The 17,255-nt window shown below is 68.2% G+C and carries 15 protein-coding genes and 4 pseudogenes; 12 read left to right on the top strand and 7 right to left on the bottom strand.

The window, feature by feature from the left end; translation table 11 throughout:
* Positions 1 to 255 precede the first annotated feature (255 nt).
* Positions 256 to 930: an HNH endonuclease family protein gene (locus AB0M70_RS37930; protein WP_365827653.1), complete on the top strand. Its 675-nt coding sequence runs from the start codon at positions 256 to 258 to the stop codon at positions 928 to 930.
* A 653-nt stretch (positions 931 to 1,583) separates the two neighbouring features.
* Here AB0M70_RS37930 and AB0M70_RS37925 read toward each other — a convergent pair.
* Complete coding sequence (locus AB0M70_RS37925; RefSeq protein ID WP_365827651.1) at positions 1,584 to 3,683, bottom strand: multicopper oxidase family protein; 2,100 nt, start codon at positions 3,681 to 3,683, stop codon at positions 1,584 to 1,586.
* A gap of 91 nt (positions 3,684 to 3,774) precedes the next feature.
* Complete coding sequence (locus tag AB0M70_RS37920) at positions 3,775 to 4,455, bottom strand: SgcJ/EcaC family oxidoreductase (protein WP_365827649.1); 681 nt, start codon at positions 4,453 to 4,455, stop codon at positions 3,775 to 3,777.
* A gap of 172 nt (positions 4,456 to 4,627) precedes the next feature.
* Between AB0M70_RS37920 and AB0M70_RS37915 the strand changes: the two genes are divergently transcribed.
* The 7 genes and pseudogenes from AB0M70_RS37915 to AB0M70_RS37885 all read left to right on the top strand — a co-directional run bounded on the left by AB0M70_RS37915 (position 4,628) and on the right by AB0M70_RS37885 (position 9,867).
* Positions 4,628 to 5,818, top strand: coding sequence for a histidine kinase (locus AB0M70_RS37915; RefSeq protein WP_365827647.1), 1,191 nt, complete (start codon positions 4,628 to 4,630; stop codon positions 5,816 to 5,818).
* Positions 5,815 to 6,498, top strand: a complete 684-nt coding sequence (locus AB0M70_RS37910) for a response regulator transcription factor (protein WP_365827645.1) — start codon at positions 5,815 to 5,817, stop codon at positions 6,496 to 6,498. Before AB0M70_RS37915 ends, AB0M70_RS37910 begins: the two co-directional genes overlap by 4 nt.
* 746 nt (positions 6,499 to 7,244) lie before the next feature.
* Positions 7,245 to 7,820: pseudogene (locus tag AB0M70_RS37905) on the top strand (transposase); the annotation flags it as partial.
* 32 nt (positions 7,821 to 7,852) lie between these two features.
* A complete protein-coding gene (locus AB0M70_RS37900) occupies positions 7,853 to 8,119 on the top strand; it encodes a hypothetical protein (RefSeq protein ID WP_365827643.1) in 267 nt (88 codons plus the stop codon).
* Positions 8,120 to 8,426: 307 nt separating this feature from the next.
* On the top strand, positions 8,427 to 8,933 hold the full coding sequence (locus AB0M70_RS37895; RefSeq protein ID WP_365827641.1) for a sigma-70 family RNA polymerase sigma factor: 507 nt from the start codon (positions 8,427 to 8,429) through the stop codon (positions 8,931 to 8,933).
* Positions 8,934 to 9,096: 163 nt separating this feature from the next.
* Positions 9,097 to 9,300, top strand: a complete 204-nt coding sequence (locus AB0M70_RS37890) for a hypothetical protein (RefSeq protein ID WP_365827639.1) — start codon at positions 9,097 to 9,099, stop codon at positions 9,298 to 9,300.
* Between the two features lie 195 nt (positions 9,301 to 9,495).
* Positions 9,496 to 9,867 carry a hypothetical protein gene (locus AB0M70_RS37885; RefSeq protein ID WP_365827745.1) on the top strand — a complete coding sequence of 124 codons (372 nt, stop codon included), beginning with the start codon at positions 9,496 to 9,498 and terminating at the stop codon, positions 9,865 to 9,867.
* Between the two features lie 50 nt (positions 9,868 to 9,917).
* Here AB0M70_RS37885 and AB0M70_RS37880 read toward each other — a convergent pair.
* Together AB0M70_RS37880 and AB0M70_RS37875 are read right to left on the bottom strand one after the other, a co-directional pair.
* Positions 9,918 to 10,097, bottom strand: a pseudogene (locus AB0M70_RS37880) (hypothetical protein); the annotation flags it as partial.
* Complete coding sequence (locus AB0M70_RS37875) at positions 10,094 to 10,324, bottom strand: hypothetical protein (RefSeq protein ID WP_365827637.1); 231 nt, start codon at positions 10,322 to 10,324, stop codon at positions 10,094 to 10,096. The pseudogene AB0M70_RS37880 and the gene AB0M70_RS37875, both read right to left, overlap by 4 nt.
* A gap of 475 nt (positions 10,325 to 10,799) precedes the next feature.
* Here AB0M70_RS37875 and AB0M70_RS37870 point away from each other — a divergent pair, with 475 nt between their 5' ends.
* On the top strand, positions 10,800 to 11,489 hold the full coding sequence (locus tag AB0M70_RS37870; protein ID WP_365827635.1) for a hypothetical protein: 690 nt from the start codon (positions 10,800 to 10,802) through the stop codon (positions 11,487 to 11,489).
* Between the two features lie 1,131 nt (positions 11,490 to 12,620).
* Here the strand turns inward: AB0M70_RS37870 and AB0M70_RS37865 are convergent.
* Entirely contained in the window at positions 12,621 to 12,950 is a 330-nt protein-coding gene (locus tag AB0M70_RS37865; protein ID WP_365827633.1) for a hypothetical protein, read from the bottom strand.
* A gap of 174 nt (positions 12,951 to 13,124) precedes the next feature.
* Here AB0M70_RS37865 and AB0M70_RS37860 point away from each other — a divergent pair.
* From AB0M70_RS37860 to AB0M70_RS37850, 3 genes and pseudogenes are all read left to right on the top strand, one after another.
* Positions 13,125 to 13,451: pseudogene (locus AB0M70_RS37860) on the top strand (transposase); the annotation flags it as partial.
* 620 nt (positions 13,452 to 14,071) lie between these two features.
* Complete coding sequence (locus AB0M70_RS37855) at positions 14,072 to 15,346, top strand: NucA/NucB deoxyribonuclease domain-containing protein (RefSeq protein ID WP_365827631.1); 1,275 nt, start codon at positions 14,072 to 14,074, stop codon at positions 15,344 to 15,346.
* Positions 15,347 to 15,413: 67 nt separating this feature from the next.
* A complete protein-coding gene (locus tag AB0M70_RS37850) occupies positions 15,414 to 15,881 on the top strand; it encodes a hypothetical protein (protein ID WP_365827629.1) in 468 nt (155 codons plus the stop codon).
* Positions 15,882 to 16,605: 724 nt separating this feature from the next.
* Here the strand turns inward: AB0M70_RS37850 and AB0M70_RS37845 are convergent.
* Positions 16,606 to 16,713: pseudogene (locus AB0M70_RS37845) on the bottom strand (ATP-binding protein); the annotation flags it as partial.
* A 132-nt stretch (positions 16,714 to 16,845) separates the two neighbouring features.
* On the bottom strand, positions 16,846 to 17,220 hold the full coding sequence (locus AB0M70_RS37840; RefSeq protein WP_365827627.1) for a hypothetical protein: 375 nt from the start codon (positions 17,218 to 17,220) through the stop codon (positions 16,846 to 16,848).
* Positions 17,221 to 17,255: the final 35 nt, after the last annotated feature.

The following is a 17,255-nucleotide window of genomic DNA, read 5'->3' as shown; positions in this document are numbered from 1 at the left end:
TCACGGGCGGTTGCCGCCGGAGGATTTGGACGGCACGTCCGCTCCTCCGGTGCCTGCGCAAAGGTCGATGACTGCCCGTACTGCCGACCTGGCACCGCGCTCGGTGTGCTGGACTGAGGTGCGCCGGACGGAGAACTGCTGTCTTTCTGTGTGGACTTGCTCGAAACGTTTCTCCGGTGAATTGCTTCCTCCACTCGGCTGACGCGCCTGCCGTATGCCCACGGCAGCAGGCCGCAGGTCGCTAGACCTGCCGGAGTGATCAAGAACTTTGCTCGCGGCCTCGCCGCGCTCAGCCTGTCCCTTGCCCCCCTCCTGGCGCCGGCACCCGCTCAGGCGCAGGCCGCTCCCACCCAGACCACGCCCCTGGCCGATGCGGTGCACCGTCTCCCGGCCGTCGGCGAGCGGCGCGAGGGCTACGTGCGCACCGCCTTTCGGCACTGGAACGCCGGCGCGGTGCGGGACGACGGCTGCAACACCCGCGCCGAGGTACTGATCGCCGAGGCCAGTGAGGCGCCGTCCGTCGGCGCGGGCTGCAAGATCAGTGGCGGCGAATGGCTCTCCTACTACGACGCCCAGGAAGTCGACGACGCCGGCACGATCGACATCGACCACATGGTGCCGCTGGCCGAAGCCTGGGACTCGGGCGCCTTCACCTGGAGCGCGGCCCGCCGCGAGGCCTACGCCAACGACCTGGGAGCCGAGGCCTCCCTGGTCGCGGTCACCGCCCGCAGTAACCGCGCCAAGGCCGACAAGGACCCCTCCCAGTGGCTGCCCCCGCTGCCCGGCGCGCACTGCCGCTACCTCGCGGAGTGGGTGGCCACCAAGCTGCGCTGGGACCTGTCCGCCGACCCGGCCGAACTCGACGCCATCGCGGTCTACGCCTCCGGCCAGTGCAAGGACACCCCGGTCACCTACACCGCCGCCCCCTAACCAGCCCCTCAACCGCGGCGCCCACACAGACGCGCTCAAGTATCGCGCCCTGCCCGGCTGCGGGGCGCGAAAAAGGGGCCGCCTGCTGATCCCCCGTGGGCGACGCGACGCATCAGGCGGTCGCATCACCAGGAGGCGCAGGGCTGCAAGGCCCTGGAGCGAATACAGATCCACCTCGATGCGGTTCACGTCCTGGACACCGCACTCAAGCGTCGTGACGCCGCAGGATCCCCTCTTGCCCAGCCATTGGGGATCACCCAACGGCAGGCAGCCGCCTTGTGCAGACGGCTCTTCGCTGACCTTTCCGCCGGCCGACGTACCGCCAGCGACGTGATCCAACAGGATGACCGTCTGGGACAGCAGCAGGCTGTGCTGGACTCGACCCACGCCTTCGACCTCGTCACGGCGCAGTACGGACACCGGACAGCCGGCTTGGCTTTGCGCCGGAGCGGGGTGCCGACCAGCTTGTCCTGGCAGACCGCAGCCTGGCACCTGCCTACGCTCCTCCCGGCCGCGGCGAGAGTCACACTTCCGCGCGGCGAGAGGCACGAGTGCCTCAGTGAGGTCACCACGATGGACATCGACTGCGGAAGCTGACCGACGTCGTGCCTTGTGGCTAGGGCCAGCTGGCGCTTTCGGCGCATCAGAACTCCTCACTCGGGCTTGTTGCCGACGGGGCCGCCGATCTCGTACGGCGTGGTGACGTTGTCGTACGCGAGGTGCATGACCATGCCGAGCTTGCTGTGGAAGAAGTTGTGGCAGTGGTCCATCCAGATGCCGGGGTTGTCGGCCTTGAAGGCGACCTGGACCTCCTCGCCGGGCCGGACGAGGACGGTGTCCTGCCACATCGGGCTACCGGAGGCGCGCTTGCCGTTCTTGCTCAGCACCAGCATGTGGTGGCCGTGCAGGTGCATCGGATGGTCCTCGCTCCCGCGGTTGATGAAGGTGGCGCGGGCCAGGTCGCCTTCCTTGATCATCAGCATCGGGGTGTCAGGGAAGACGCGGCCGTTGATGGTCTGCTTCAGCCCGAAGCTGCCGTCGTACAAGCCCAGCCACTCGTCGAAGACCAGCCGGTAGGTGCGGTCGAAGTCGCTGTCCGGGCCGAGTTCCGTCCGCTTTGGGCTGCCGTAGCCGTACGGATCGAATTCAGGGCCGCTCAGATTTGCCTTCACCTTCCCCGTGCCGTTGGGCGAGTAGACGATGCCCGCGTCCGGTGCGCTGCCGTCGGTCACCCGCACCGGCCCGTCGGGCATGGTGAATTCGACGTCCATCCGGTTGCCGCCGCCGAGCAGCAGCTTCTTTCCCTTGAGCGCGGTCGGCTTGTGCACGTCCGTGCCGTCCAAGGCGGTGACCTTGTACGGGACACCGTCGACGGCGAACTCGCGGGTGGCACCGCTGGTGTTGGTGAGCCGCATGCGCACCTTCTCGCCCGGTTCGGCGCGGCGCTGCTCCAGCTCGTCGCAGGCGCCGATCGCAGGCACCGTGCCCTTGTCGGTCTGCCAGTCGTGGGCGATGACGCTGACGTCCTTGTCCACCGGCCGGCGCTGCTTCTTCGGCTCGATGATCAGGGCGCCGAACAGGCCGCGGTCGACCTGCTCGGAGGCGGCTTGGTGGGAGTGGTACCAGCGGGTGCCGGACTCCTTGACGCGGAAGCGGTAGGTGAAGGACTGGCCGGGCAGCACCGCGTCCTGGGTGGCGCCGGCCACGCCGTCCTCGCGGTTGGGGACGTCGACGCCGTGCCAGTGGAGGGTGACGGGGGTCTTGCCGGGCAGCCCGTTGCGCAGCTTGATCTCGACCAGGTCGCCTTCGGTGACCCGCAGCTGGGGCCCGGGGATCTGGCCGTTGTACGTCCACGCGTCGACCGTCGTGCCGGAGGCCAGTTTCACCTTCTTGGCCTGCGCGGTGAGGGAGAAGCGCCGGTCGGGTGTGCCACGCGTGGGGCCGCGCAGCTGGTCGACGGAGACCTCGCCGGCGCCACCGGTGCCGGTGGCCATGGGGTGGCCGCCGGCCATGCTGTGGTGCTGCCCGGCGGCACCGCCGCCCCAGTCGGCTTCCCCCTTCATCATCGAGAAGGTGTGCGGCAGCCGGCTGCCGGCGATCGCGTGATTGACCAGCCCCATCACGGCGGCGAGCACGGCCACGGCCCAACCCAGCCGGACCGCAAGCGCCCGTTGCCAGGGGATCTCACGGCCAGTGGACATGCGCTGCAGCCGGGCGTTGGCCCGCCATACCAGCAAAGCGGCGGCCGCGGCGGTGAGCAGCCCGTACGTGCAGAGGCTGATCCAGAACGACCGGTCCGGTGGCAGGAAGAGCTGCGCGAAGCAGCCGAAGCCGCCGAAGGCGGCGAGCCGGGGCGGCACGACGTGGCGCGGGGACCTGGCGCGTGACTGCTCTTGCAGCGGCACCGGCGCATCCCGGTCGGGCAGCCGTACCCGGGCGGCGGATGCCAGCCACGGCACCGTCCAGACGGCGGTGGCGAGCACGCCCGGGAGCAGCATGAGAAAGGTGGTGAACAGCCGCCGGTCGCCGGCGAACACCCACCCCTGGCGGGCAAGGAGCCCGTACACGAGGAGCCTGGCCGCGGTGAGCAGCAGGGCCAGGGACACCAGCACCAGCGCGATACGGGACATCCGCCGCATGCGGCCGGCGGTGCGGCGGCCCGGCTGCAGGCCCGTGGTGACCGCGGCGAGCAGCCAGGCGGGGAGCAGGAAGATGCCCAGTGCGAGGTCGAGTCCGGACAGGGCCACGTACATGGCCGTCACCTCCCACCTTGCGGCTGCGGGGCCGTGGTCGTCCGCGGCTGTGACGGGCTTGCCTCGGCGGCGCCGGTGATCAATGAGCGAGTCACTGTTCCGCCTTGGGAGCGGTATCGGGGGCCCAGAGGAAGGAGAAGCGCTCCATGACGTTGCTGCGCTCGGTGTTGTGGAACGCGGCGATCCGCCAGGTGTCGTCGGTGTCACGTACCAGGGTGAAGGTCGTCACCTTCGTGAGGTCGTCCGCGCCGGGCTTGTCGCCGGTGTAGTCGGCGCCGCGGCTGGTGAGGACGGCGACGTCCTTGGTCAAAAAGCGCATGTCGAGATACCTGGAAGCGAGTTTGCTGTCCTTGAGGAAGCCCTTGAAGAGCGCGCGGTGGCTCGCGGTGATGTCGGCGCGGCCCTCGTAATGGCTGCCGAGGTAGGTGGTGTAGGTGCCGTCCTCGGTGAACTGGCGTCCGTACGCCTTTGCGTCACCGCGCTCCCAGGCGTCGGCGAGAGTATCGAGGGTGGCGCAGACCGCCCTGCCGTCGTGGCGGTCTGCGCCGTGCGGGATCACCTCGCCGCAGGTTTCGGCACCGACGCGCTGCACGTCGGAGGTGGCGTCGAGAAAGAAGTAGCCGCCGCTCGCGCCGAGGGCGAGGACGAGCGCGGTGACGCCGAGCACCCGCTTGAGGGTGTGGCGCCGCTTCCGCGGTCGGGGCTCGGTGGCCGTGCCGCCGGTGGACGTGTTGCGCTCGGCACTGTCGTTTGGATTCGGGATGCTGGTCATGGGCCTGCTGTATGCGCTGATCTCTGGCATGCCTCCAGCGTGGCGATTACCGCACCGGCCGGGCATCCGCCGATCCTCGCTACCTTCCTCGGCGGAAAGGTGCAGGCTGGGCGGCGCCGTGTACAACTTTCGATCGACGCCTGCCCTCTTGCACCCCCGCTAGCCTGCAGCCATGACATGGCACCGCCGCCTCACGGCCCACCGGGACCGCCTGCGTCCCCTCGCGGGCGCCCTGGTCGCGCCGGCCCTCGCCGTGACCACGGCCACCAGCGACGGGATATCCGCGAGGTTCGACTACCTGTCCGCGGACCCGCCGCTCTTGGTGGCGGTCCCGCTCGGGCTGCTCGTCGGCCTCGCGGCATGGGTCCGCCGGCGCCGCCCGGTGCTGCTTGTGCTGGCCGCGCTGGGCGCCTATGTGGTGCTGTCGGCCTGGATCGCCGTGGTGTTCGCGCAGTACGTCCTGGCCGACCGCGCCGCCTCCTGGCGCCGGGTCGCCGCCGCCACCACGCTCGCCGTCGCCGTGGTCGCCCCGCCGATCTGGCGGGGCGGCGGCTATGACGCAGCGATCATGAGCGTGGGCATCTGCGTCTTCCCGGCCCTGCTCGGCCTGTACACCGGTGCCCGGCGCCGCCTGATGGCCGAGCTCCGCGAGCGCGCCGAGCGGGCCGAACGTGAACAGCAGCAGCGGGTACTGCAGGCCCGCAGCGACGAACGAGCCCAGATCGCCCGGGACATGCACGACGTCGTCACCCACCGCGTATCCCTGATGGTGCTGCACGCGACCGCGCTGGAGGCGACCCAGGGCGCGTCCGCCGTCAGCATCGGCAAACAGATCGGCGCCATCGGCCGCGAAGCGCTGAGCGAGCTCCGCTCGCTGGTGGAGGTCCTGCACACCCAAGCCGAGGCCCCCCTCGCCCCCCAGCCCGGCCTGGCCGAGCTGGAGACCCTGATCGCCGACTCCCGCAGCCTCGGGATGCCGGTCACCTGGGAGCTGACCGGCGACTACACCACCACCGGCCCACCCCAACTGCCGGCCCTGATCGAACACGCCGTCTACCGGGTGGTGCAAGAAGCCCTGACCAACGTCCACAAGCACGCCGCCGACGCCCAAACCCGCGTCCGAGTCCACCGCACACGCCGACTGCTGTATCTCACGGTGCTCAACCAGCAGGGTGCCGGCGCCCACCCCTCCGCTCTTCCCAGCGGCGGCCACGGCCTGCTCGGCATCGCCGAACGGATCCGGCTCGTCGGCGGCGAACTCACCGCGGGCCCCACCCCGGACGGCGGCTTCGAGATCGCCGCCGAGATCCCGCTGGACGACGAACCCCACAAGGAGCCCACCCCCATGGAAGCCACCCGATGAGCCAGACGATAACCCGGGTCCTGATCGTGGACGACGAATGGATGGTGCGCTCCATGCTCAGCACCATCATGGCCTCCGCCCCCGACATCGACGTGGTCGGCGAGGCCGCCGATGGCAACACCGCCCTGTCCATGGCCGCCACCCTTCAGCCGGACGTCGTCCTGATGGACATCCGGATGCCCCGCTCCGACGGCCTGACCGCCACCGAGCGCCTCACCCGCTCACCCCGCCCGCCGCGCGTCGTCGTGCTGACCACCTTCGACCTGGACGAATACGTCCAGACAGCACTACGTCACGGAGCGGTCGGCTTCCTGCTGAAAGACGCCACCGCGGACGACATGATCGCTGCAGTACGCAGCGCAGCCCGCGGCGACGCCATGCTCTCCCCGCAGATCACCCGCCGCCTCATCCGCCGCTTCACCCAAGACGACGACGGCCCCTCCGCCGAACAGCAGCGCCGCCGCTCCGCGGCCCGCAGCAGCCTTCAGGCCCTGACGGAAAAGGAACGCCAGGTCCTGACCGCCCTGAGCGGCGGCCTCTCCAACACCGACATCGCCGCCGCCCTGCACATGAGCGAAGCCACCGCAAAAACCCACATCAGCCGGATCCTGTCGAAACTCTCCCTCACCAACCGCGTCCAGGCAGCGATCCTGGCACACCATGCAGGGCTGGCGGACTGACCAAACACTCCGATACGTCTATGCCCACGCCACCTGACGGATCGTGCCGCCAGATACCGCGGCGGCACCCCGCCCCTGTCGGGAAACCGGGGCCTCCCACGCGAGTTCGACCCCTCCGGGACTGCACACGAAACCCAGCCCGGCACAAGAGGCCCACACAAAGACATGGGACGTGCCGGTGGATGATCAGGCAGGTGGCGAGGCCGAAAAAGACGTCGCGGATACCACCCCGACCACTCCCCCGCCAGGCCCGGGCACTGCCGTCACAGCACTGCGCAGCCGACACCCCCCACGAGGGCCGCCCTGCCCATGGTTCGCAGAGCCCGGTTCGGGCTCGTGGCATCCAGGCCGGCGGCGGCTGCGCGCGCAACCGATCAGCCGACATCCCGCAGCTGCTCACCACCGGGCAGCGCGGGCTCGTCCTTACACCGCGCAGCCTTCTGCGCATTCACCTCCCGCATCTTTGGCCTTATCGAGCAGTAGCGACGTCGCTTGTCGATGGGTTTGGGAGGCGCCCCTTTTCACGGATGGGTGATGTCGACGAGTTCGGGAGGCACTGGGGTTCTTGCCAGGGCAGCATCGAGGTGCTCCTGGTGAAAGGTGCTGGTCATGCCGCGGATGTCGAAGGTCGAGCTGTACGCGGCGATCCGGCGTGACCACCGTGGCGGCATGTCGATGCGGGAGCTTGAACGCAAGCACGGTGTGACGTGGCGGACGGTGCGGAAGGCGTTGGACTCGTCCTGGCCGGAGCCAACGGGCCGCTGCCCATCATCGAGGGCACCGTCATCCGCCTGGCCGTGGAGAAGCTGCCCAGCGGCGGAGTCAACAAGCCGGTCTGGCTGTGGTGGTCGCGAATCGGCGCCACCGAAGCGGACGTCGACCGCTGCTGGCAGTCCTTCCTCCGCCGCTTCGACACCGAGCACACATTCCGCCTGTTCAAGCAGACCCTCGGGTGGACCAAGCCCCGGCTCCGCAGCTCGGAAGCGGCCGACCGGTGGACCTGGCTCGTCATCGCCGCCTATGCCCAGCTCCGGCTCGCCCGTCCGCTGGCCACCGACCTTCGCAGGCCCTGGGAAAAGCCGACCGAGCCGAACAAACTGACACCCGCCCGTGTCCGCAGAGGGTTCAGAAACCTGCACGCGAAGACCGGCTCACCCGCTGGCGCACCGAAACCCTCCCGTCCCGGCACAGGCCGACCGCCCGGCTCGAAGAACCGCTATCCGGCTATCCGTCATGATGTGGGACGCGTCCTCGCCACCGGCGAGACATACAGCCGTCCCACCCACCACAAGGTCGGCACCAAACCCCGCAGAACAGGCTGACGAACAACACGGAGGACCAGCACACTGAGCGCATGCGCTATGAGGAGAGAGCCAAGATCACGGCCGTGAAAACCCTGATCCCGCTGGTCATCCTTGTCGCCTCTCCAGTACTGCTGATAGCAGGAGCACCGATCCGCCGCCGTTATCTCCGCTACGTCTACCGCGATGAGGCCCCGCAGATCCTGGACAAGAAGCGAGGTTGGGTCAGCGCCCACTACTTCGTGGTCACCGACCCACTCCTGCAGTGGCTCTGCTGGCCCACAGAATCACTCGCCCGTCTCATCGAGCGCCGTGGTTAAACGGCAGGCTAAGAATCCGTCTCGGAACCCTCGAAGCAGGTTCCGGGACGGCTTTTGATGCGGGGCCAGAGCCCGTCCACGAAGCCAGCGCCGCAGAAAATCTTCTCTTCCTTGCTCACACTTGTGCTTCCTCGCCGCTGAAAGATCCGTGCACGACGAGCACCGATGACCCCCGGACGAGAGAGAGGCCAGGATGGGCGCGGAAGCGAGCAGGAGGAAGGTGCCACGACCTCGTGGCAGGGGCCCTGGAGAACCGTGCCCGAACGGCTCCCTGTGTCCCGAGGCCCTTCGCCAGTGGGACATCGCGATGACCAAGGTCCCCTCGATGCGCAGGATCGTCTACGCGTTGACGAGCGCGCAGCGCACCCACATCGACGACGTCATGTCGAAGGTGCTGCTCGCGCTCTTCACCCGGCTGACGTCAGGGCCGCTGGAGGGAAGCGTCCCGGCCTACCTCAAGACCATCACCGTGCGCATGGCACGTCAGCACCTCGAGGAACTGCGCCGGCGCGCCGAGGACTTCGTCGGTGATGACACCTACAAGCTGGAGGACCCCTCCGCGGGCGTCAGCGTCAACCCCGCGAGCCATGTCGAGCTGCAGCAGGCGATGCCGGTGCTGAGGGAAGAACTCAGCCCGCTGCAGCTGAAGGCCTTCGTCCTCAACGAGGCATACGGGCTGCAGGCACCGGTGATCGCCGGACTTCTCGGCGGGAGCGTCACGAAGGGATCTGTCCGCGACGCGCTTCGTCACGCCCGGCACAAGCTCCGCTGCGAGAGGGTCGGGCTCCGGCTCGGCGTGCTGGCCCAGGAGTAGCCGCTTCCAGGACGACAGGCCGTCCCGCAACGACGATGGCCCGGCCTGTGATCCAAGTGGCAGCTGCTCATCCCTACCCAGTGCCTTGGCAAGGCCGGGAGCGGGGCCAGCGCCAGTCGGTTCCGGGAGCACGGAGCCAAGACCACAAAATGGAGGAACCACCATGCCGAACCCGCTGTACGAGGGGGAGTCGCGCGCTGCGGCGCTCCCGCTTTGGATCTTGTCCGTGGTTGCAGCCCTGGTGGCTGGGGTGAGCCGCGTCTTCGAGGCCCTTCTGCTTCTGCTGCCCGGCAAGCCCAAGGGCAGCGCCGAGCGGCGGCGTACCGCCGGTCTGTCACGCAGGGAACTGCACGCGACAGGCGAGTGATCAGAGTGCTGAACGCGATCGCTGCGCATGGGGGCGCCGCGAACGCTCAGGGGGAATGACGGGGGGAAATGGGCCGGGCTCTCACATCGGGAGCCCGGCCCATCTGTGTGTCCATACCGATGCACACGATGCTCGGTGTCCGCCGCCTACGGGGCCAGTCCCCGGTGGCGGGGCAGGCACGACGAAGGAACGCTCATGACCACCACCCCTCCCGGCGGGAACGGCAGCCAGGACGTCCTGCCCGGGATCCTGGACCGTACGTTCGACGACTTTCTCGCGCAGGCCGAACACGAACTGCTCTGCCGCCGCCGCGAGATGCGGGCTCTGCGTCGTCGTGCCCGGCACCAGCGCCGCCGCGAGCTCAACTGGTGGACGCGCGCCGCCCGCCTGGCCGGCCGTGCGCTCCCGCCGGGGACGGCCCTGGCCGGGACAGTGGCTTTCGTGGCCGGAGTGGCCCTCCTCCTGCTGGGCCATGCCGCCGCGGCCAAGGACGCCTTCGGGCTGTCGGCCGCCGCCTGGGCGGTGGCCAGCACCGCAGCCCCAAGCGCGGCTCGCGGCAGCCGTTGACCCACGCACCGTCCCCGCTTCGAAGCCCCAGCAGCCGGTCGTGCCGATCCGTCGCGAGTTTCGACCACGATGCCCTGCTCCCGCATCCGTCGCAGGTGGTAGGCGATCGAGGAACTGGAGGAAAGACCCGCCGCCGTCGCCAGGTCGCGCACCGACGGGGCCTCTCCGTACTCGGCAACCCAGTCGCGCGCACTGCGCTGGATGCGCAGCTGACGGCCCGTGGGCGTCATGACTGCGCCCCGGCCCGGGCGAGCTCCTTGAGCGCCATCCGTGCCGCAGGCGTACCTGCAGGGGATTGCCAGTACGGATGTCCGGCGACGAGCCGGGACAACCTCAGGAGGCGCTGCCTGCGGGCGGCAGTGCCGAGGGCTGAAGGGTTGGCGGCGAGCTCCCAGTAGGTGACGTACCAAGCCGTCTGGTCCTCCAGAAGGTCGCGGGGGAAGGTGTGCTCATCCATCCCTAGATTAGATCGCATGTTCGATTTATAGAGCAAAGGGGGCGGCCCCGGTTCCTGCCGAGGCGTAGAACCAGCACCCCCGCCATCCACGCCAACGGACGCCCGGACCACTACCAGCAGCAAACAGAACCCGCCCCGACAGAGCCGACCTGCCTGCCCGTCACCCCCTCGGGCAAAGAGCGACCCACCGCCCTCGCCGGTCGCCGGCCCAGGCCAACTGATCGGCCAGAAAACCCCAGTTGGTCCGGACCACCCGGCGGTCAGCATCGGGCTTCTCCACGGAGTCCTCCCCCGGGGGTCTGACGCTGAGCGGTCTGTGCCAGGACCGCATCCTCAATGAGGCGGCCGAATGCGCCGACCCGCCCCGGCGGATGCGCTCGTCCATGCGCTACGTCAGCACCGCCTGCCCGGAGCCCACCTCGAAGTTGCCCAGGTAGCGAACCCGCACCGAGCCCAATGCCGCTGCTGAAAGCCCGTGGCGACGAAGCAGCGGGCCCGGCATCATCGCCATGTGATCGTGATGCAGCCCGTTCTGGAGATCTCCGCTGCCGACGGCTTCGCGCTCTGGCCTGTGAGCGAGGCCGAGTCATGCGGCTACCTCGTACTGAACGGGGAGCTGACTCCGGCGGAGGTCGGCACGGCCGTGATGCGGGTCGCAGCCTGCAATGACTTCGAGCCGGAGGAGGAGCACGGGCCGTGCCCGACCGACCCGCTCGGCATCTTCCTGCACGGTCTGCTCACCATGCCTGACCTGTTCGCCGCCGGCGGCTTCCGGGTGACCGACAACGTCACCAACACTGTCTTCGTCGAGCCTGGCTGCTGCAACGGGCTGGAGACCTGGCGAGACTGGCTAGAGATGCTCGACGGTACCGGCTGCGCCTACTTCGGCCACGATCCGTCCTCGGTGGCCGAACGCGTCAACGACGTTGTCCGGCTCACGCTCGATGCTCACGGGGCGGACGGCAGCCCGGTGATCGAGCTGTCGGCCGACCAGGTACGCAGGCTCATCACCGGCGCCCAGCAGGACTTGCAGGACTTCATCAGCCTTGCCGGGACCTGGGCGGAACAGCACCTGCCGGCACATGCTGCTGCCGTCACCACCGCCCTGGCACGGGCCCTGGACCTGGACCTGGACCTGGACCTGGACCTGGCACCCACATCATGACCAGCTTCCTGACCCACCCAGCGCACGTGCACGACGCCGGGCTCCCCCTCCACCGGCGGCACAGCGCGTTGCGCACCTGCCTCACCGTCTTTGCTCCTTATGGTCTGCGGGCGACGTATCACCACCTCACGCTCACCGCCGCGATCCCCCGCCGCCTTAAGGCGGACCCAGACGCGCTGGTGCGGGCGGGCCGTAGAGGAACTACAGGAAGCCCGGGTGCTGTGGCTCGCGCGGGCAGACCAGTACGCTGCGCAGTGCCGGGCGGAGAAGCAGGCCGGGCGGCGGGCTGTAGCGGACCCTCGGCCGTGGTGGCTACGCAACGGGTGGGAAAGCCCCGCCCGTGCCTGGTCCGAAGACCCCTTTCGCCACCCGCCGATGCGACTGCCCGAGTACGTCCTGCGGCAGAACGCGATGCTGGACGGTGCCGAGCCGCCTGGCTGCCCGGCCTGTGGGCACGAGGGACCGCGGTTGCTGAGCTCGACCGGGCACGGCTTTGTCGAGCTATGCCGTGGCTGCGCATGGGCGCGGACGCCGTGCCCGTGCGGGCAGCGCCACCGGATTGTGCCGCAGACCCCGTTCAACTGGAACGAGATCTGGCAACGGGCACACATGGGCGACGACGGAAAGCCGACCCCCCCTGGGCCTGCGAGCCAGCCAGTTGGATCAGCGCGGCGAACGCCCGAAAAGCAGACACCGCCGGCCGGAACCTGCGCGCGGGACCACCTCAGCCAGCAACAGGTCAGGACTTGCCCCGTTCAGGAACTTCGAAATCCGCGCGCTCTTGAGCGCGTGGCGCAGAGCCGCCGCCAGAAGCGGTCGCCAGGACGCCGGAGGCGGGCTCATCACGCTCGGAGCACCGGAGCCGCAGGCCGGCCACGAACCGGCCGCCCGGCTACAAGAGGCCCTGGCCTGGGCAGGCGCCCGCAAGGTACGGCACCGCGCAGGGCGCCGCTACGGGGCCGCTCGGCAAACCGGCGCGAGCGAGAGCAGATCACGGCCGGCCTCCTCGCTCACCGGCCCTACCCAAACAATCCCGCACCGATCGGGGCCCGAGTGCTCGACCGCTTGCCCCTCCCACCGCCCACCATCAGCTGGGGCAATCGCGGCGCGCCCCCATCAGCAGCGGATGCTTTAAGGCCACACCGTGACGGCGACGGCGGTGGGAATGAGAAGGCCGGTGAGGGACAGGAGCCAGTAGCCAGGCGCGGTGAGTTGGGTTCGGCGGGCGAGAAGACGGTTGACGATCCACCACAGGACACCGCCCGCAGCGATCATGGGGCCGAAGAAGAGAAGCGCCGCATGCGGACCGTCGCCATGCTCGCTGCTCGGGATTCTCGCCGTCAGCCCCATGCCGGCGAGCGGCCAGTTCGACAGCAGAAACCAGAGCATCAGCATGGGCACGATGGCTGGGATGCCCAGCAGCAGATTGACGCCGAGCGGTGTGTACCAACGTCTGCTCACGGCCCCCTCGATCCTGGACTGCGACGAACTCGCGGCCCCCTCATCACCCCAAGCCCACCCATGCTGCCACTGCAAGCCCGCACCGCCACCCAGATCTCAGCGACAGATCCACGACGGGGTCGGATGCCGACCTTGTGGCGGGCGGGGCGACTGTATCCCTCGCCGCGAGGCCAGGGCATCCCGCTCGCAGTCTCGCTCACCGGCGCAAACCGCCACGACGTCACGCAGCTGCTGCCCCTGGTGGACACGATCCCGGCCGTCGCAGGACGCGACGGCCGGCCCCGGCGAAGGCCGGACGCCCTGCCGGCTGACCGCGCCTACGACTTCGACCTGTACCGCCCTCTGCTCCGGCACCGCGGAATCCGCCCCGTCATCGCCGAACGAGGCCAGCCACACGGCACAGGCCCGGGCATCTTCCGCTACATCATCGAGCGCACCATCGCCTGCCTGCACGACTTCCGCCCTCTTCGCATCCCCTGGGAACGGCGCGACGACATCCACGAAACCTTCCTAGCCTCGCCACCACAGGACAGCTGTGCCAGACAAGACTCCTGCCGCTGTGGGTTGGCAGGCCGGCATCTGCCCCGCGAACGCGAAGCGAGGCGAACCGCACCGGCCGAGAACGGTTGAGCGCGCTGTCTGGCAAGTGACGCCGGACCGTGCTCTTGCTGCTAGATCCGCGAAGCTCTGTGCGGATCCAGCCGTGCAGCTCAGCCGCGAACACGCCGTGCCCGAGCATGGCACTGCAGGACCGCTGAGCATGACGGGACATCAAGATTCGGCCGTTCACCGGTGCTCTCCTGAGGTGACGCGCGACCGGACCCGCAAGGCGCACCGCTTTTCCTTCCATGCAACCACCATGCACATATAGGTGGTTGATGCAGGCGGTTGCTTTCTACCCTGCCTTAACTACTTCTGTAGGACGTTCAGGTCAGGCCGATTCCAGCCAGAACCTGTGAAGAATCTTTGCCGTCCCTGTGAGCCATGTGATCAAGTTTCGGCGGCTGGGCGCGGGATGTGAGCGCTCGGCTACCAGGCGTGCGCCGAGACCTGTACGCCTGCGCCAACAGTTGCTCCAGGGAGAGAACTTGAGACTCAGACGAGTCGCTTCGGTGACCACAATGCTGACCATCGTCGCTAGCGCGATCAATGGCACGACGGCCGCAGCAGACGAGACCAAGTCGTGGGAAGTGGTCACTCACACCGAGATATCGCGTCCAAGCACGAAGGCCGGTGTATCTCAGCTCCCGGCACAAGATTCGACGAGCGCTCCGCGCGCAAGGCAGGACCAGATACCGCAGGAGTCTCCCACCGAGATCCTCGAGCGTGCCAAGGCGGCCAAGAAGTTTCGCGAGATGAGCGCACAGGCAGACAACAAGCAGAGGTCAGCCAGGGCCTACCCACCTGTCAGCGCCGACGAGTGCCAAGAAGTCGAAGGCGCAGACCGCCCGGAGGGCGTCGTGCTCGACCACAACTATTGGTGTCACACCGGCGACTACAAATTGGCCACCATGGTGTGCACCGCCACAGGCTGCAAGGAGAAGAGCCACTTCCGCTATCGCCTGAATACCCTGGGCACGGTCAAATCAGGGGCTCGCAGTGTCGCCTTCGTCTCCTCCATCAAGACCATATCGATCAGGGAGGGCGAGCCTGGTTTCAAGAACCGGGTCGTGACTCTCGACATGAAGTGCACCAAGTCGACCGGCTCAACCTGTAAGGGCGACCCCCTCAACAAGCAGGGCCAGTCGATCAGCAAGTGGTTGGCGTCGCCGTCCGCGTACTTCACGTTGTCCTCACCCGAGACCGGGAGTATCAACACGGACAAGGTCAGCTGGCACGAATTTGCGGCAACCTCCACCCTCGACGGAGGAGATACCAAGCCAGTCCCCACCGGCGCGAACAGCTTCCGCTGTGACTCGGCCACCTACGCCGGCACACACTCCGGCTGCGTGTACGACAAGACCACCGAGCTCTTCTACGACATGGACGTAGCTGACCCCGAGGTGAACGAGACCGCCCAGCACATCATTGACGCACAGACCGGCCGGGTCCCCACCTTCCCCGATTGGGCCGGGAAGACAGTGCCCGGGTCAGCATTGAGCGGAAAGCCGCTGACCCGCGTCTTCCACGACAAAGCACAGCGCGATGCCAACCACCGCCAGGCCGTGAAGACGTGCAAGGAACACTTCGGCGCTGACTACGCAAGCCGCGGCCTGGAATGTGACGAGTATCCGTTCCAGTCCACCACCCAGGGCGCGGCTTCCGGTGACAACAAATACTCTGCGCGCGCACTGGACGGTGGCGACAACGGGCGCGGTGGGACGAAGCTCGGCCAGTTCTACACCCGCCAACGTGTGCTCGACGGCGATGCCTTCTACGTCTTGGTGGTCCAGTAGCCACTGGCAGACCCGTCAACTAGGCTCCGCCGAAGTGTCGAGAACTCTCCGATGAAGGATGCTCAACGTGCCCTCACCTCACCTGCTCACCACCTTCGATGAGGCCAAGCCGCGTATCGAGTACCGGCAGTTCGCGCTCGTCGACGAGGGCGCCCTCCTCGACGTACCCAGCGGATGGCCACACGTCGAAGAAGTCGCGACGGGCGCCGGCCACGGTGTACTCCTGCAGACCGGCGGAAACGACTTTTACCCTCTCGTTCGCCTCGAAGCCTGGTCAGCGGAGCCCGCTCATGAGGCCGACGGGCCGTGGGACGTGCGCTCCGATGCTGATTTCGTCAGCACCGCAGGCACCCTCTACCTGCGTGAGTGGGATGGCGGTCTCGTCGTCGGCCCCCTCGCCACCGGGACCCCCGGACCTCACCACCTGAGGGCCTACTGCAAGGGCCGCGCCGCAGCACAGGCACTCATTGGTGAGGACATGTACTACGAAGGCATCGAGGAGTGGCTCCTGCAGGTGTGGCCCACTGGGTCTTGACCACGCAGCGCGCAGGATTCCTGACCACGGGATGAGGACGGTTACAGGCACGGCAGCACCACCCCGGCACTTCATCTGCCGGGGTGGTGCTGCCGTGAGTAGCCTCAGGCCCCGGCGGGAGCATCAATCCAGGCGGCAGCTTGCTCCTCCACCCCAGCGTGCCTGACATTCGACGGCCCTGTCGCCAGCGACGTCACCGAGGGCTTGAAGGGAAGCGATGGCCGCCACAGCGACCGACCCGACGGTGAACTGAGCACAGTGGTGGGAGTTACCACTGGTGGAAACGACAGCGAGCAGACGTCCAAGCGCACAGTTGACCAACACTCAGCCGCAGTAGCTCTGCCGTGCGGGTGGGATCGCGAGTAGCTCCACACTGTTCGTGGCGCTGACACGCGCCACAGCAACGCCCCTCACCCGCACGGGGCTTGTTACCGCGCGCGTGTTGCGGGCCGCTCAGTGGCGGCGGGTTCGAGGAACCTCAAAAACGCCCTCGGCGATCTCGCGGGCGCGGGCGTGTGGCTGCGGGAGGCTGATGGCCGCGTGCACGGTACTGCCCCCCCCCACGATCTGTCTTTGCTCCCACTGAGTGGCCGGCGCTTCGACGAGCAGCAGACCGCGGCCGTGCTCATCATCGAGGGCTGTGTGATGGACGAGCAGCGGGCGTTGGGGGCCGCTGTCGCCGGACGCTGACCGTCGCCTCATCGTCGGTGAGCGTGACCTCAATACTGATCTGGGGGCTGTGGGTGTGCGTGACCGCGTTGGTGGCGAGCTCGCTGACGATCTGCTGCAGGTCCGTGCGGACCCTCTGGGGCACACCCCAATCCGCGAGCATGCGGCCCACATAGGCGCGCGCTGCTGACGGGGTGCGCTCGCACTGCCCGGGCAAGCGCCAGCAGCAGCTGTGTGGACGATCGTGTAATTCCCCGGGGCTGCGGTCACGTAATTCCCCAGCTGCTGCCGTCTTCTATCTGTCGACCGACCACGTTGTGTCGCCCGGTGGGGCTCCTGCCGTGAGGATGTGTTCGACGATCCGCAGTGCGTCGGCCAACGGCACTGTGTCCTCGTCGAGGTACTCGTCGTGCTGGCCGTTAGCCAGGATGAAGCCCTTGCTCCGGCCGCCGGCTTCGGGTGTGACAGCGTGCTCGCCGGGATCGCCTTCGTCATCAAGCAGCATCACCATCGCGCGCTTGGCGTTCGTGATGACGGCCAGGGAACGGCCATGCGAACTGGTCAGCCATGTTTCCAGCTGCCCGGCATCGATTCGCTCTCGAAGCACCGCCAGCGCCGCCGCGGGCGACGTAGGGACGGTGCCATCGCTGAAGATCCAGGACTCGGCCATGCGGATGACCTTCTCATATGCCGCGAGCGGCCTGG

Source organism: Streptomyces sp. NPDC051214 (assembly GCF_040682375.1).
GTDB lineage: Bacteria > Actinomycetota > Actinomycetes > Streptomycetales > Streptomycetaceae > Streptomyces.
This window is presented reverse-complemented; position numbering and strand designations above follow the sequence as displayed.

Bases quoted from the DNA above. Each gene is read 5' to 3' on its own strand.
- AB0M70_RS37890 (WP_365827639.1), top strand. From the start codon at position 9,097: ATGCCGAACCCGCTGTACGAGGGGGAGTCGCGCGCTGCGGCGCTCCCG.
- AB0M70_RS37885 (WP_365827745.1), top strand. From the start codon at position 9,496: ATGACCACCACCCCTCCCGGCGGGAACGGCAGCCAGGACGTCCTGCCC.
- AB0M70_RS37920 (WP_365827649.1), bottom strand. From the start codon at position 4,455: ATGACCAGCATCCCGAATCCAAACGACAGTGCCGAGCGCAACACGTCC.
- AB0M70_RS37900 (WP_365827643.1), top strand. From the start codon at position 7,853: ATGCGCTATGAGGAGAGAGCCAAGATCACGGCCGTGAAAACCCTGATC.
- AB0M70_RS37840 (WP_365827627.1), bottom strand. From the start codon at position 17,220: ATGGCCGAGTCCTGGATCTTCAGCGATGGCACCGTCCCTACGTCGCCC.
- AB0M70_RS37855 (WP_365827631.1), top strand. From the start codon at position 14,072: ATGCTGACCATCGTCGCTAGCGCGATCAATGGCACGACGGCCGCAGCA.
- AB0M70_RS37895 (WP_365827641.1), top strand. From the start codon at position 8,427: ATGACCAAGGTCCCCTCGATGCGCAGGATCGTCTACGCGTTGACGAGC.
- AB0M70_RS37910 (WP_365827645.1), top strand. From the start codon at position 5,815: ATGAGCCAGACGATAACCCGGGTCCTGATCGTGGACGACGAATGGATG.
- AB0M70_RS37875 (WP_365827637.1), bottom strand. From the start codon at position 10,324: ATGGATGAGCACACCTTCCCCCGCGACCTTCTGGAGGACCAGACGGCT.
- AB0M70_RS37925 (WP_365827651.1), bottom strand. From the start codon at position 3,683: ATGTACGTGGCCCTGTCCGGACTCGACCTCGCACTGGGCATCTTCCTG.
- AB0M70_RS37915 (WP_365827647.1), top strand. From the start codon at position 4,628: ATGACATGGCACCGCCGCCTCACGGCCCACCGGGACCGCCTGCGTCCC.